At 47.5% G+C, this 15,567-nt stretch carries 13 protein-coding genes; 3 read left to right on the top strand and 10 right to left on the bottom strand.

The window, feature by feature from the left end:
• Positions 1-24 precede the first annotated feature (24 nt).
• A complete protein-coding gene (locus PV783_RS27695; protein WP_420990377.1) occupies positions 25-1,164 on the bottom strand; it encodes an NAD(P)/FAD-dependent oxidoreductase in 1,140 nt (379 codons plus the stop codon).
• A 9-nt stretch (positions 1,165-1,173) separates the two neighbouring features.
• Positions 1,174-1,974 (bottom strand): glucose 1-dehydrogenase, encoded by an 801-nt coding sequence (locus PV783_RS27700; protein WP_336386743.1) that lies wholly within the window; start codon positions 1,972-1,974, stop codon positions 1,174-1,176.
• A gap of 149 nt (positions 1,975-2,123) precedes the next feature.
• Between PV783_RS27700 and PV783_RS27705 the strand changes: the two genes are divergently transcribed.
• A complete protein-coding gene (locus tag PV783_RS27705; protein WP_420990378.1) occupies positions 2,124-3,170 on the top strand; it encodes an NAD(P)-dependent alcohol dehydrogenase in 1,047 nt (348 codons plus the stop codon).
• Positions 3,171-3,299: 129 nt separating this feature from the next.
• Positions 3,300-3,824, top strand: coding sequence for a hypothetical protein (locus PV783_RS27710; RefSeq protein WP_133256157.1), 525 nt, complete (start codon positions 3,300-3,302; stop codon positions 3,822-3,824).
• 29 nt (positions 3,825-3,853) lie between these two features.
• Here the strand turns inward: PV783_RS27710 and ilvA are convergent, their stop codons facing one another.
• From ilvA to PV783_RS27750, 8 genes are all read right to left on the bottom strand, one after another.
• On the bottom strand, positions 3,854-5,110 hold the full coding sequence (ilvA, locus tag PV783_RS27715) for a threonine ammonia-lyase IlvA (RefSeq protein ID WP_420990379.1): 1,257 nt from the start codon (positions 5,108-5,110) through the stop codon (positions 3,854-3,856).
• A 160-nt stretch (positions 5,111-5,270) separates the two neighbouring features.
• Entirely contained in the window at positions 5,271-6,317 is a 1,047-nt protein-coding gene (gene ilvC, locus PV783_RS27720) for a ketol-acid reductoisomerase (protein WP_079470486.1), read from the bottom strand.
• A 128-nt stretch (positions 6,318-6,445) separates the two neighbouring features.
• Positions 6,446-6,982, bottom strand: coding sequence for an acetolactate synthase small subunit (gene ilvN / locus PV783_RS27725; protein WP_079470487.1), 537 nt, complete (start codon positions 6,980-6,982; stop codon positions 6,446-6,448).
• Positions 6,983-7,031: 49 nt separating this feature from the next.
• Complete coding sequence (ilvB, locus tag PV783_RS27730) at positions 7,032-8,780, bottom strand: biosynthetic-type acetolactate synthase large subunit (protein WP_235015942.1); 1,749 nt, start codon at positions 8,778-8,780, stop codon at positions 7,032-7,034.
• A complete protein-coding gene (ilvD, locus tag PV783_RS27735; RefSeq protein WP_079470489.1) occupies positions 8,746-10,425 on the bottom strand; it encodes a dihydroxy-acid dehydratase in 1,680 nt (559 codons plus the stop codon). The genes ilvB and ilvD overlap by 35 nt, the downstream gene beginning before the upstream one ends.
• Before the next feature lie 247 nt (positions 10,426-10,672).
• Entirely contained in the window at positions 10,673-11,575 is a 903-nt protein-coding gene (locus PV783_RS27740) for a branched-chain amino acid transaminase (protein ID WP_079470490.1), read from the bottom strand.
• Positions 11,576-12,090: 515 nt separating this feature from the next.
• The gene (locus PV783_RS27745) at positions 12,091-13,188 is read right to left on the bottom strand and encodes an aminoglycoside phosphotransferase family protein (protein ID WP_336386741.1); all 1,098 of its coding nucleotides are present in this window, start codon (positions 13,186-13,188) and stop codon (positions 12,091-12,093) included.
• Positions 13,179-14,081 carry a sugar phosphate nucleotidyltransferase gene (locus tag PV783_RS27750; RefSeq protein ID WP_079470493.1) on the bottom strand — a complete coding sequence of 301 codons (903 nt, stop codon included), beginning with the start codon at positions 14,079-14,081 and terminating at the stop codon, positions 13,179-13,181. Before PV783_RS27750 ends, PV783_RS27745 begins: the two co-directional genes overlap by 10 nt.
• A 131-nt stretch (positions 14,082-14,212) precedes the next feature.
• Between PV783_RS27750 and PV783_RS27755 the strand changes: the two genes are divergently transcribed.
• Positions 14,213-15,553, top strand: a complete 1,341-nt coding sequence (locus tag PV783_RS27755; protein WP_420990380.1) for an alpha-L-fucosidase — start codon at positions 14,213-14,215, stop codon at positions 15,551-15,553.
• The last annotated feature ends 14 nt before the right edge of the window (positions 15,554-15,567 follow it).

Consider the following 15,567-nt stretch of genomic DNA (forward strand, 5'->3'; position numbering starts at 1 on the left):
ATGCCTGCCCGTAGCGGGTTATTATCAGGACTCCAATGCCATCACGGCAATATTGTCGCCGATTACAGAACCGATGGCCACGCCCATGCCTCCCATGCGCACGCCCATGATCACATTTTTCGTATGTGCCTTTACGATAGGTTGCTTTGTTTTACCAAAAGCCATAATGCCGGTCCACCTGTCGGCCACCGCCACTTCACGGCCCGGGAGTATTACGTTATGCAGCAATACTTCCAGCTCGTGCTGGATCCGGTCGTTAAACCGGAAGTTGGTGGAAGTTTCCCCGGCAAAATCGAGCTGACGGCCACCACCCAGCAGTACTCTTCCTTCCAGTTCCCTGAAATAATAATATCCTTCTTCCATGTGGAAAACTCCTTTAAAGGGCAGGTCTTTTACCGGCGTGGTAATGAGTACCTGTCCCCTGCCGGGCACTACATCTTCCTCCGGGAGCAGCCGGCGGGTAAAGGCATTGGTGCAGATGAGCACTTTGCGGGCGGAGAAGGTAATGTCTTCTTCCAGGGTATGATGCGGCACTATAACGTTTACACCTGTATGAAAATCGTCTATTGTTTTTACGGTGCAGCCGGTTTTAATTTCCACTCCTTTTAACAGGGCGGTGTCAATGAGCGCCCGCATCATTTTACCGGTATGTAATTCTCCTTCAAAGTTATTGCGGATAAGTGCTTTTACATGACCGGGGGCAAAACCGAAAACAGGGAGGCGGTCGTTTGCCAGGGTGAATGCGGGTTCCCCGTTGAAGAGTTCTGCCAGGATGTGGTTTACTTCCGGGAGTTGGAGCAGCGCCCATTCTTCCCGGGGGGCGATCAGTTCATGGCTGCCGTTTTCCCTGTAGCCGATAGTGGCGTCGCCGAGGCGGCTGCGCAGCAGGCGTAAGCCCTGCAGGCGCAGATTAACCAGGTTCTTCACCGCTTCCACGGACATCGTTTGCAGATCGGTCAATATTTCGGTGAGGCTACCGATACAGGCAAAGCCGGCGTTTTTGGTACTGGCGCCGGTGGGTAGAATGTCTCTTTCCAGCACCAGTACCCGGCTGCCGGGCGCTCTTTCTTTCAGGCTGATGGCGGCCGATAAGCCAACGATACCGCTGCCGATAATGATATAATCGTATTGCAGCAGGCTTTCCTTCTCCCAGAAACTTAACATACTTATTATTTATACAGTGCCTACAGATCCGCCATCTACCCGGAATACCGCGCCCGTGATGAAAGAGGCGTGATCAGAAGCCAGGAAGGCTACTATGCTGCCGGTTTCTTCCGGGGTACCGGGGCGGCCCAATACCTGGTAAGGACGGTTTTGTTTCAGGAATTCTTTGGCGGCATCGGCGATGGAAATATTTTTTTCTTTTGAGATGCCTTCCAGCATTTCATCTACCAAAGGTGTTTTGATAAATGCGGGTGAAACGGTGTTTACCAGGATATTGTCTTTTCCGTAGTTCTGCGACAATGTTTTGGAATAGTTATTCAACGCGGCTTTTGTAGCATTATAATGGCCCATGTTGGGATCCGGCTGTTCCGCATTTTCGGAGGAGATATTGATGATCCTGCCACCGCCCTGCTTTTTCATATGCGGTATTACCAACTGGGTGAGTGCAACCAGACCGAAGAAATTGACTTCAAACACCTGGCGCCACTGACTCATACTGATGGTATCCAATGGTCCGAAGGCATCAATGCCGCCGGCGTTGTTTACGAGGATATCGATATGACCCAGCTGCTGCACCGTGGTGTTAACCAGCCGCTGCAGGTCCGCTTCTTTCGTCATATCTGCTACTACCGCCAGCACATCCTTTCCCTGCAGCCGGAACATGGCGGCTGTATCTTCCAGTTCATCCGCATTACGGGCGGTGATCACTACTGTAGCGCCTTCCTGCAGCAAGGACGCTGCGATGCCTTTGCCTATGCCTTTACTGCCACCGGTAACGATGGCTACCTTTCCTTTTAAGTTAAGCTCCATGATCTTATTATTTTACACCAAAAATAAAAACAGGCGATCCGTTTATTACTGTATAAGTTATTGAAAAAACAGTAAAAAGAGCCGTTTTAAACGGGCAGGTATCCGGATAGTACAAATTATGTAGCTTCGGGGGACTAAAATTTTACACCATGATTGCAACAAAAGCTTATGCTGTGCAGGATGCTGCATCGCCATTAGGTCCCTGGAATTTTGAGCGCAGGGAGCCCGGTCCGCATGATGTGCAGATCGAAATCCTTTACTGCGGGGTATGCCATTCGGATATACACCAGGTGCGGAATGAGTGGGGCAATTCCATTTACCCGATGGTTCCCGGTCATGAAATAGTGGGGCGTATCACCAAAGTCGGCGATCATGTCACGAAATTCAAGGTGGGCGATCTGGCCGGGATAGGCTGCTTTGTAGATTCATGCCGGCAGTGCGATCCATGCAAATCCGGCGAGGAGCAATATTGTGTAACCGGTGGCGCCAGTACGTACAACGGTTACGAAATGGATAGAAAAACGCATACTTATGGCGGATACTCCACCCATATTGTAACAGATGAAAACTATACGCTGAAAGTTTCTGATAAGTTACCGCTCGATGGCGTAGCACCGCTGTTATGCGCCGGCATTACCACTTATTCCCCCCTTCGCCACTGGAAAGTAGGTAAAGGACATAAAGTGGCAGTAGTGGGATTGGGCGGCCTTGGTCACATGGCAGTAAAGCTCGCCTCCTCTATGGGCGCCGAGGTAACTATGCTGAGCACCTCTCCTTCCAAAGAAGCGGATGCCCGCCGGCTGGGAGCCCATCATTTTGCACTGATGACAGATAAAGCACAGGTAAAGCAGCTCTACAGCAAGTTCGATTTTATCATCAATACTATTTCTGCCCCGCATGATTACACCACTTACTTAAACCTTTTGAATCTCGATGGTGTGATGATTTGCCTGGGAGTGCCTCCGGAACCTTCCGTGGTACCGGCTTTCAACCTGATCATGGGACGCAGGAGCATTGCCGGGTCATTGATCGGCGGTATCCGTGAAACGCAGGAAATGCTGGATTACTGCGCAGAACATAATATTACCAGCGATGTGGAAGTAATTAATATCAAAGATATCAATACCGCTTATGAGCGGATGCTGAAAGGCGATGTGAAGTACCGGTTTGTAATTGACATTGCGAGTTTAAAATAAGCTCGCCGGATTTTATTTTACGCCCGTCCCGGTGAACCGGGCCGGGCGTTTTTTTGTTATGCAGTTGTTAAGCAGGATTTGCTCTTTGGTTTTGTTGGTATATTAGTCACTATCCCTAAATTCCCCGTCATGTCGAGTACTACTACCTCAAAGAACCGCAACAGGTACCGGCGCCTGCATCTAATCACAATTGGTATGGTTGTCATCACCATTGCCGGAATTTTGCTTTACTCATTTCTTAACCAGCACAAGGGTATACCGGATGTTGCTGCTGATCTGCATTTCGCGGTAATGCCCGAAGAAGATACCAGTATAGGAAGATGTGCACAATACCCTATAGGCGCCATAGAGCTGCAAAAGCTATATCTGGCGAATGATCCGGTAGTGGCAGAAAAGTATACGAATGAAACGGTATATCTAAACGGTATTTATATTGGTACAGGTATTAATCCAATGGGCACTGCCTATATGATCCTTAAAAGCAGTGACAGATCCCATTCCATTAAATGCTTTCTGCAGAACAAGGAAGATATCAATTTAACGAAGGGAAGCCCGGTTTTCCTGAAAGGCTATTGCAGGGGGCTGATCTGGGATCTCAAAATTGAGGAATGTGAATTACTGGATTTTCCGGTGGTAGCGTCACAAAAAAAATAGCGCGCCCATTTTATGGACGCGCCTGATTTTTATACGAGATACCCGAACAGGCTGTCATCTTTATTCAGTTCGGTGATCTGGAAATTATATTTCTGACAATTGGCAATCAGTTTATCGTAGTCTTCGCGGTGCCTCAATTCCACCCCTACCAGTGCCGGGCCTATTTCCTTATTATGTTTCTGGATATATTCAAACCGGGTGATATCATCATCCGGGCCAAGTATATCATTCACAAATTGTTTCAGGGCTCCGGGACGTTGAGCAAAGCGTACAATAAAATAGTGTTTCAATCCTTCATACAGGAGTGAGCGTTCCTTTATTTCCTGCATGCGGTCGATGTCGTTGTTACTGCCGCTGATAACGCATACTACTTTTTTTCCTTTGATTTCTGCTGCATGGTCGTCCAGTGCCGCTATGGACAAGGCGCCCGCGGGTTCTACCACAATAGCATCTTCATTATATAACCGGAGGATGGTAGAACACACTTTTCCTTCGGGTACCAGGTGCATTTTGTCCAGCACATCTTTACAGATTTCGTAGTTGAGGGTACCTACTCTTTTAACAGCGGCGCCATCTACAAATCGTTCTATTTCGTCGAGGGTAACGGGGCCGCCGTTTTCCAGTGCGCGGAGCATGGAGGGCGCGCCTTCCGGTTCCACGCCGATGATGCGGGTATTGGGGCTGTAAGTTTTGAAATAGGTGCCGAGGCCGGCAGCAAGTCCGCCGCCACCAACGGGTACAAAAAGAAAATCGATAGCGGACTGGTCTTCCAGTATTTCCACTGCCACTGTACCTTGTCCTTCAATTATTTTCGGGTTATCGAAAGGAGGGATAAAGGTCATACTGTTTGCTTTTGTGAAAGCCTGGGCTTCCGCAGAGCAATCGTCGAAGGTATCTCCTACAAGGCGGATTTCTATATGATCGCCGCCAAACATATTTACCTGGTTAACTTTTTGTTTTGGTGTGATCACGGGCATAAACACCACGCCTTTTATATTCATGGCTTTACACGCATAAGCGAAGCCCTGGGCGTGATTACCGGCGCTGGCGCAGGTAACGCCTTTGGCCAGCAGTTCGGCGGGCAGGCTGCTGATGAGGTTATAGGCGCCGCGCAATTTATAAGAGCGTACAATCTGCATATCCTCTCTTTTCAGATATACGTCGCAGTTATAACGCCGGGAAAGGTTGGCGCTATACATCAGCGGAGTGCGGGTGACGATTGGTTTCAGTTTCACTGCCGCGTCCAGGATATTCAGGGAATTGACACTACTCATTACTTCAGACATAAAATGTAATTAATACAAATGGCAAAGCATTTTCGGGATTATCGAAATCATGGAACCTGTATTCAGTATTGGAAAGATGTATTCTTCCGTACTAAATACGAGCGCCAATAATTTCAATAATTCGAAAATGCTTTGCCATTGTAATGTATAATATTAGCTATTAAGCGTTGTTAGGACGCAGCTTACGTACAGCCGCACCTGCCTGCCACATTTCGCTTTCGCGGAGTTCTTTCAGTTCTTCGTTCAGTTTCTCGCGGTAGTCCGGGGTGCTATTGGAAGCGATAGAACGGGCAGCTTCTTTACCTGCAGCAACGCTGGCATACAGTTCATCAAATACAGGCTGGGTAGCAGTTTTGAACTTCTTCCACCAGTCGAGCGCACCGCGCTGAGCAGTAGTAGAGCAGTTTGCATACATCCAGTCCATACCGTTTTCTGCTACCAGTGGCATCAGTGACTGAGTGAGTTCTTCTACTGTTTCGTTGAAAGCTTCAGAAGGTGAGTGACCATTCTTACGCAGTGTTTCGTATTGAGCAGCGAAGATACCCTGGATACAACCCATCAGAGAGCCGCGTTCGCCGGTAAGATCGGAGTAAACTTCTTTTTTGAAATCTGTTTCGAACAGGTAACCGGAACCAACGCCGATACCCAGTGCTACTACGCGTTCTTTAGCGCGGCCGGTAGCGTCCTGGAAAATAGCGTAGCTGGAGTTCAGACCCTGACCAGCCAGGAACAGGCGGCGCAGTGAAGTACCGGAACCTTTTGGAGCTACCAGGATTACGTCTACATCAGCAGGAGGAATAATACCGGTTTGCTCTTTATAGGTAATACCGAAACCGTGGGAGAAGTACAGCGCTTTACCAGGAGTCAGGTGTTGCTTTAAAGTAGGCCACAGGGTGATCTGTCCGGCATCAGACAGCAGGAACTGAAGAATAGTACCTTTCTGAGCTGCTTCTTCGATATCGAATAAAGTTTCACCAGGAACCCAGCCATCAGCAACTGCTTTATCCCAGGTTTTGGAATTTTTACGTTGACCTACAATAACATTAAAGCCATTGTCTTTCAGGTTCAGTGCCTGGCCAGGACCTTGTACGCCATAACCAATAACTGCAATCACTTCGTTCTTCAGCACTTCCCTTGCTTTTTCCATAGGGAATTCTTCTCTGGTTACTACTTGTTCGAGTACCCCTCCAAAATTGATGGTTGCCATGTGTTGTTTTTTTAGCTTTTAGCTACTAGCTGTTAGCTATTAGCTGAGGTGTGATTTGAATGAATAATGATTAAGATGTCAGCTGCCGGCGGCTGGCCGGCAGCCAGTTATTTGCTGAAAGCACGCAGCTAAAGGCCGGGCGCTTCCTGTGTATGTAATTCTTTCAGGTGCTCGTGGAAACGGCGGCTCCATTTTACAATGGCAACCCTTCCGCTCTTGGTGTACTCTATCAGGCCGTATGGCTCCAGTTTCTTGATAAAATCCGTCAGCTCCTGCTGATGACCTGTTTTCTCGATCACAAAATAATCTGCGGTGATCGTCAGGATACGCGCATTGTTTTCACGTATCAGTCTTTCGATATCACCTGTATGTAACGACCGGGTAGAAATCTTGTACAACGCCAGCTCCTGGTATACCACTTCATCTTCTTCATGCACAAAAGCGCGGTGAATTTCAATCAGTCTTTCTATCTGTCCAACTACCTTATCCAGCTTCTCACGTGTAGACATCACCGTTATTACAAACTTATACACACCCGGAATTTCTGTTTCAGCGGTGGTTAAGCTGGTGATATTGATGCCCCTGCGGGTAAATATGATGGTGATACGGTTGGTTATACCTATACGATCTTCCGTATATACCGTTACTGTATATTCTTTTTGCATATACCTGTTGTGAATTACAAATGATCAATGTGAATCCTCCGGGATGCTGCTACTCCAGCCTGATGCTGGAAACAGGAGCGCCTGCGGGCACCATTGGGAATACGTTATCTTCTTTTTCCACTACTACTTCCAGCAGATAAGCACCCTTGTGCGCCAGCATTTCATCAATAGCGGCGGATATATCTTCCCTTGCTGTTACTTTTTTGCCGGGGATATAAAATCCTTTGGCAACCTGTACAAAGTCGGGATTGACCATTTCAGTGGAGGAATAGCGCCTGTCGAAAAACAGTTGCTGCCATTGTCTTACCATTCCCAGGAAGTTATTGTTCAGGATCACTATTTTCACACCAATCTGCGACTGGTGAATAGTGCCCAGTTCCTGTAATGTCATCTGGAAGCAACCATCGCCGATAATAGCGACTACTTCTTTTTCAGGCGTACCGGTTTTAGCGCCCATTGCTGCCGGCAGCGAAAAGCCCATCGTACCCATTCCACCGGAGGTGACATTGGTATTGGGATTTTTAAAGCGGTAGTAGCGGGAAGCTACCATCTGGTGCTGACCAACATCTGTTACCAGTACTGCTTCGCCTTTGGTTTTTTCTGAGATCAGGCGGATTACTTCTGCCATTTTCAGTTCACCTTCCTGCGGATAAAGTTCAGCATGCTGTACTTTATCATATTCTTTTTTATCAGCGGCGCGGAATTCTTCCAGCCAGGCTGCATGCTCTGCAGGGTTTACCTGTTTGATCAATGCTGCCAGGGCTGGCTTTGCATCTGCGTGAACGGCTACATCAGCTTTAATGATCTTGTTGATCTCTGCTGCATCGATTTCGATGTGTATAACTTTCGCGTTGGGAACATAAGTGCCTACGTCGCCGGTTACACGGTCATCGAAGCGCATGCCCACTGCGATTACGACATCGGCTTCGCCGGTGAGCATATTGGGACCATAGTTACCATGCATTCCCAGCATACCTACATACAGCGGGTGATCTACCGGTACGGCAGACAGGCCCAGTAAAGTAGATCCGATCGGAATTGCGGCTTTTTCAGCCAGTGCGATCAGTTCTTTTTCCGCACCTGATAACAGTACGCCATGACCACAGAGGATGAATGGCTTCTTTGCACCGTTGATCAGCGCTGCTGCTGCGGTTACTGCATCCTGGTTCAATTCAGGAATAGGACGGTAACTGCGGATATATTCACATTTCTTGTACTCGTATTCAAATTCCCCGAACTGTGCATTTTTGGTGATATCCACCAGTACAGGGCCGGGACGGCCGCTGCGGGCAATGTAAAATGCTTTGGCCATTGCGCCGGGGATATCTTCCGGACGGGTCACCTGTATATTCCACTTGGTGATAGGCATGGTAATGCCGATCACGTCTGTTTCCTGAAATGCATCGGTTCCTAACAGGGCGGCGGCTACCTGGCCGGTTACGCATACCATTGGGGTACTGTCCATATAAGCATCCGCCAAACCTGTAACCAGGTTGGTAGCGCCCGGACCGGACGTAGCAAAAGCTACACCTACCTTACCAGAACTGCGTGCATAGCCTTGTGCAGCATGAGTGGCACCCTGTTCGTGCCGGACGAGTATGTGATGGACCTGATCCTGGAAATCGTAAAGGGCATCATAAATAGGCATGATCGCCCCGCCGGGATATCCGAAAATAGTGTCCACCCCTTCTTCGATCAGGGAACGGATCACAGCCTCGGAACCTGTAATCACAGGCTTTGCAGCTAACTGTTTATCTGCTATCTCAGGCTTCATCGGTAACACATCCTTCTGTTGCATTTTTTACAAGTTTTGCGTACTTAAATAAGATTCCATTGGTCACTCTCAATGCGGGTTGTTTCCACGCTGCCCGGCGTGCGGCCAGTTCTTCATCACTGATTTCCACATTGATAAAATTCTTCGTTGCGTCTATTTCGATGATATCGTTGTCTTGTACGAGTGCGATATTTCCCCCTTCAAAAGCTTCCGGGGTAATATGGCCTACCACAAATCCGTGGGTGCCACCGGAGAAACGGCCATCAGTGATGAGGGCTACGCTTTTACCCAGTCCCACGCCCATGATGGCGCTGGTGGGTTTTAGCATTTCCGGCATACCGGGAGCGCCTTTCGGGCCTACCTGGCGGATGACGACCACATCCCCTTCTTTCACTTTACCAGAGGTGATGCCTGCGATCAGTTCAAATTCGCCGTCGAATACACGGGCGGGGCCTCTGAAGCGTTCGCCTTCCTTACCGGTGATCTTGGCTACGGAGCCTTCTGTAGCGAGGTTACCGTAGAGGATCTGGATGTGGGCGGTTTGTTTCAGTGGTTTTTCCAGCGGCACAATGATATCCTGTGTGCTGAAATCTATGTCTGCCACGTCTTCCAGGTTTTCGGCGATTGTTTTACCGGTAACGGTCATACAATGGCCGTGGAGATATCCTTTTTTCAGGAGATATTTCATTACCAGTGGAACGCCGCCAATGTTGTGGAGGTCTTCCATGAGGTATTTACCACTTGGTTTCAGGTCGGCGATCAGCGGTGTTTTGTCGCTGATGCGCTGAAAATCTTCCAGCCTGATAGAGATGCCTACTGACTTCGCAATGGCGATAAAGTGCAGTACGGCGTTGGTGCTGCCACCCAGGGCCATGATGATGGTGAGGGCGTTTTCAAACGCCTCTTTGGTCATGATGTCCTTAGGTTTAATATCTTTTTCAAGGAGCAGGCGGATGTATTTACCGGCAGCGATACATTCATCTTTTTTGTCCTGGCTCAATGCGGGGTTGGATGAGCTGTACGGGAGACTCATACCGAGTGCTTCAATAGCGGAAGACATGGTATTAGCAGTGTACATACCGCCACAGGCGCCGGCGCCGGGGCAGGAATTCTGTACAATGCCTTTGAAATCGCCTTCATCCAGTTTGCCGGCCATTTTCTGACCTAATGCTTCAAATGCTGAGATGATGTTAAGATCCTGGCCTTTATATTTTCCGGGGGCGATGGTACCGCCGTAAACCATGATAGAGGGGCGGTTGAGGCGACCCATTGCCATCAGGGAACCGGGCATGTTCTTATCGCAGCCAGGTACGGTGATCAGGGCGTCGTAATACTGCGCTCCTGCAACGGTTTCAATGGAATCTGCAATCAGATCACGGCTAACGAGGGAGTAGCGCATCCCCGGCGTACCATTGCTCATACCGTCACTGACGCCAATAGTATGGAAAATGAGTCCGACCAGATCATTTGCCCAGACGCCTTTTTTCACGTCTTTCGCCAGATCATTCAGGTGCATATTGCAGGTGTTGCCATCGTAGCCCATGCTGACGATACCCACCTGTGCTTTTTTCAGATCTTCTTCTGTTAAACCAATTCCATACAATTGTGCCTGCGCAGCTGGTTGCGTAGGGTCTTGCGTGATCGTCTTGCTGTATTTATTTAATTCCATTGCTTTTTGTTATTACCCCGATTACAGGTGTTTATAGGTACCCTATTTTAAAAACTCTCCACAAATTACCCGGTGTCGTCGTCAAATTCAAACCAACTTATTCCAATTTACCGGTCTTCAAATCTGCCTTTTTAACTTCAAAACCCTTTACTGCAAAGGATTGTAAGTTTTTCGATTTACAACCTTCAAAGGGTTTTAACTGTCAGCTGTTAGCATTTAGCGAATGCTAACAGCTAACAGCCAACGGTTATGCTAATTGAGCTTCGCGCTGAAATGATTTTTCCAGCACTTTAGCTTTGTAAGCCTGTTGGAGTAATTTTCCGAGTGACTGTGCCCAGGGTTTGCTGAAAGACTGACCGTCCAGGGAGTCGATACCGATGATTTCTGCTGCGGTACCGCAGAAAAACGCTGCTTCGGCTTCTTTTAATTCCGGGATGGTGAATAATTTCTGTTCCAGTGGGATATTCAGTTCCTGGCAAAGTTCGATAACAGTGGCGCGGGTGATGCCTGGGAGGATGTTACCGGCGGGAGGAGTGTATATTTTGCCGTCTTTTTCAAAGAAGATGTTAGCACCGGGGCCTTCTGCAACGTAACCATTCATATCCAGCAGCAGCGCTTCATCGTAACCTTTTTCTTTTGCTTCCTGCGAGGCCAGTATGGAGTTTACATAAAGACCGGCCGATTTGGATTCTATTTTAAATGCTTTCGGATTTGGTCGTTCGTAGGAGGAAGTCATTACGCGCAACAGCTTTTCTCCCAGGTAAGCTCCCCATTCCCACGCGCAGATCAGGATGTGCGACTCTGCGGCGGCTTTCAGCGTCATATTTGGCGGACAGAAAACCAGCGGCCGGATATACGCTTCTTCCATGTTGTTCATCTCCAGTACTTTATAACAAGCGGCGATCAGCTCTTCGTTATCAAATTTGTAAGGGATGTGGATCAGTTCACAGGAGCGCTTCAGGCGGTCGAAGTGTTCTTTTGCTTTAAAGATCTTCACTTCGCCGTTTGCGGTTTTGTAGGCGCGGATGCCTTCAAAAACAGCATAACCGTAGTGGAGCGACTGGCCATACAGGTCAGTTGTAGCAGCATTTGCTTTGGTGTACTCACCGTTGATGTAAAGAAAAGTGTTGTCGTTGTAATAGCTATACATAAAATTGAAATTATACCAGGAATATACAGTCCAAAAAAAAGCCTCCCTCTTTGCGGAGGAAGGCGTTATATTTTGTGATTATATGCACGTTTACCTATCCTCCATACTGGTGGCTAATAATGACAACGACGATAATCACGACCTTCGTGATAGCCCAGTTGAGCTGAGGTACGATGTGATTAAGTTTTATATTGTCTTTATTTACCCACATGGAGGTGCCTATTTTCTTTAGCGTTTCTACAAAAGTATTCGTGAAAAAAATAAAAAACAACAACACACCCAATATTTAGTAAAAAATTAATCACATTAAGGGTTTTTGAAAATATTTAAAAAAAGAAAGCAATAGTTACGCATTTTCTAAACAAATCGTATGATCCTTATAAATTAATCTACCAATTTTGTGTACAAAAGACGCGGATTAGGGGTATTTATGGAAAAAAAATCCCGGTGCAGGAAGCACCGGGATAAAATGATTTCATTTCATTTACTGTTCACGTTCTAAAAAATGATTTCATTTACTGTTCACTTGTTACGTTGACATGCAGGCATTTGTCGATGATATCCTGCAGTACTGTTTCTTTTTCCATGAGCCGCTGCAGTAAAACCAGCTGATTTTTTGCGCGGTCGTAATTGTGTGCCGGATACTTGATGGGATAATATACATCACCGTTCAGATAATCGGTGAGGAAGCGTATCCCCTGCATGTAGATCATAAACTTCCCGGCAAAGAACAGTTGTTCTTTTTCTACTTTTGTCAAAGTACCGCCAATCTCTGCGAGATACCCCTGCATAAGGGCTTCGTAGTATTCTTCGCGGATAACGATCTGGCTGAAATCCCTTTCTTCTTCAGACACGGGGCAAACATAAGTGCGTACCATGTCACCGAGGTCTGAGATGATTTTTCCGGGCATCAGGGTATCCAGGTCACATACACAAATACCTTCATAAGTATCCTTGTTGAGCAATACGTTATTGATTTTGGTATCGTGGTGCATCAGATGGTCCCTGAATTCAGGATTTGTTTTCAGTTGTTCATACGTTACTGCGATGTCAGAATAGCGGAGGAAATCTTCAATCATCTCTTCTGCTGCAACTTTCCGGTCTTCCTTTGCCGTTCGGATAGCCTCCTGGAAGGCGCTGTACCGAAGGGTCAGGTTGTGAAAGTTTGGAATCGAAGCTTTAAACGGCTTCAGGTCAATTCCCGAAAGGTAACTGGCGAGGCGGCCAAATTGTTTGGCTGCTTCATACGCCTGCTTTGGGTTGTCGGCCTGGTCTACCGTTACGGAATCCGCAATAAAAGGGATCAATCTCCAGTATTCGTTGTCAATTACAAAGAGCTCTTCCCCGTTAACCGTGGGGATCGGCGTAATAAACAGATAGCCGGGATGATGAACTGCCAGATAATCCGCTGCCATTCTCTGGTTGGCGGCGATAACTCCTGGTTCCTTAAACACGTTTACATTGATCTTTTGTAAAACGTATCTACTGCCGTCCTGCTTTTTTTCTAACAAAAAAGTGTTGTTGATGTGTCCTGATCCAAATTTTCGGACATTTAATCCTTCAGGCTCAAGTCCAAAAGCCTGAAGGATCTTTTTGTTGGGTTTTATTTCCATAAATTGTCTGGATATTCTCCATTCTCAACCAGCGCCGACAAGCTGGCCTGCACGCCCGGTGCATCTTCTTTGTAAGTAACGCCAAACCATTTTGCACTGGTTGGGATTACTTTTACCTGGCCAATACCACGGCGGGTAAATTCATCGGCTACAATCGTAATAAAGAACTCCGATTTAGGATTGCTGCTGTTTTTTTCCAGGAATTCACTGAAAAGGCCCTGGCTCAGTTCAAATACGCTCGGATGAAATCCCCAGAAGTTCATGGATACCGGCGTGTTGGCTGGTAACGGATGTTTGCTGCCATCTGCTTCTTCATAAACGATCTGGTTGTTTTCAGCGTATATCTTGGTCCTTTCGTTGATAGCCGCCAGGTTACCGTCTGCGCTTACTTCGCATACACCGCGGGATACAGAACCGTGCTCACTGATAGTTTTGCCCAGTTCATAACCTACCACGCTGTATACATCAGGTTTGCAGTCGTTGTTCAGGAAAGCCGCCATTTTAACGAAAGCATCGGTACCATAGAAATCATCTGCATTGATCACTGCAAATGGCTCATTGATAGCGTTTTTGGCACAAAGAACGGCGTGGGCAGTACCCCACGGCTTAGTCCTTTCGGCCGGTACCGCATGATCTCCTAAAAAAGCATCCATTTCCTGGTATACAAAATCAACAGCCACGCGGCCTTTGAGCTTTGGTTCAAAGATTTCCTTGAACTCAGCCGCAAAATTCTCGCGGATGATGAACACTATTTTTCCAAAACCGGCGCTGATGGCGTCGTAAATAGAGTAGTCAACGATAGTTTCACCGCTGGGGCCAAATTGCTGGATTTGCTTTAAACTTCCGTAGCGGCTGGCCATACCGGCCGCCAAAATCAATAAAGTCGGTTGCATTTTTCTGATATTAGTTTTATAAGTGTCAACTATTTACCTAAAAATATCGGCGCTAAATTTAATCATTAAAACTATTTTCACACTTTCTTTTTGTAGTAACACCCTTTTTTAAAGATTAATTAAACTGAACAATGAAGAGATTATTAGTGCTGGTAGCCTTTGCCATGCAGCTTCTTACGGCTGCCCATGCGCAACAGAAAACAAATCCGGATGACATCAAAGAAAAAATGCAGTGGTTCTCCGATGCCAAACTGGGCATTTTTATTCACTGGGGCATCTATTCCGTCAAAGGAATCGATGAATCCTGGTCGTTCCACAACAAAAAAATATCCTACCCCGATTACATGCAGCAGCTGAAAGGCTTTACTGCAAATAATTACAACCCGCAGGCATGGGCCGACCTCATCAAAGAATCCGGCGCCCGCTATGCGGTAATGACCACCAAACACCACGACGGCGTGGCGCTGTGGGACAGCAAATACAGTAAACTGGATGTTGCTAACAGTACACCGGCGAAAAGAGACGTGCTCACCCCGCTCTACGCGGCTTTGCGGCGCGATAGTATCAAATGTGGTGCCTATTTCTCCCTGATCGACTGGAGCCACAACGATTATCCGCAGTTTCTGAAAGACAGCAACCGCTACGAAATCAAAGCCCAGCCCGAAAGATGGCAACGCTTCCTGAAATATTATGAAGGACAAATGGCCGAAGTAATGACGAAGTTCAACCCGGACCTGTGGTGGTTTGACGGCGACTGGGAACACTCTGCCGAAGAATGGGAAGCACCCAAAATGAGACAAATGCTCACCTCCCATAATCCCAACACCATTATCAACGGACGCCTTCAGGGTTACGGCGACTATGAAACCCCGGAACAGAACTTCCCCGTATCGCGCCCGAAGTACCACTGGTGGGAGCTTTGCATGACCATCAACAACAACTGGGGATGGCAGCCACAAGACAACAACTGGAAAACACCCTTCGAAATCATCACCATCTTCGTGGATGCTGTGAGCAATGGCGGTAACCTCCTGCTCGATATAGGCCCCAAAGCCGATGGCAGCATCCCTGAAGAAGAAGTACATATGCTGAAAGAACTCGGCGCCTGGAACAAACGCAACGGCGAAGCGGTGTTCAATACCATCGGTGGTATTCCGCAGGGACACTTCTATGGCCCCACCACCCTCTCCAAAGATTCCAGCACCCTCTACCTGTTCCTGCCTGCTAAAACCAGCGGCCAGGTAATGGTGAAGGGCCTCTCCAATAAAATTGAAAGCATCACCGTACTGGGCAACAACAGCCAGCTGACCCACAAGGTAGTTGGCAAAATTTCCTGGAGCCCTGTACCCGGACTGGTATTTATAGACGTACCGGAAAATGTACACGATAAATACATCACGGTGCTGAAAGTGAAGCTGGATAAGGCAGTGAAGCTGTACAGAGGCCAGGGCGGTTTCCTCACCAACGATTAATAAGCGATTTTGAT

The sequence above is a fragment of the Chitinophaga sp. CC14 genome (genome assembly GCF_048957795.1).
In the GTDB taxonomy this organism is placed as follows: Bacteria; Bacteroidota; Bacteroidia; order Chitinophagales; family Chitinophagaceae; genus Chitinophaga; species Chitinophaga ginsengisegetis.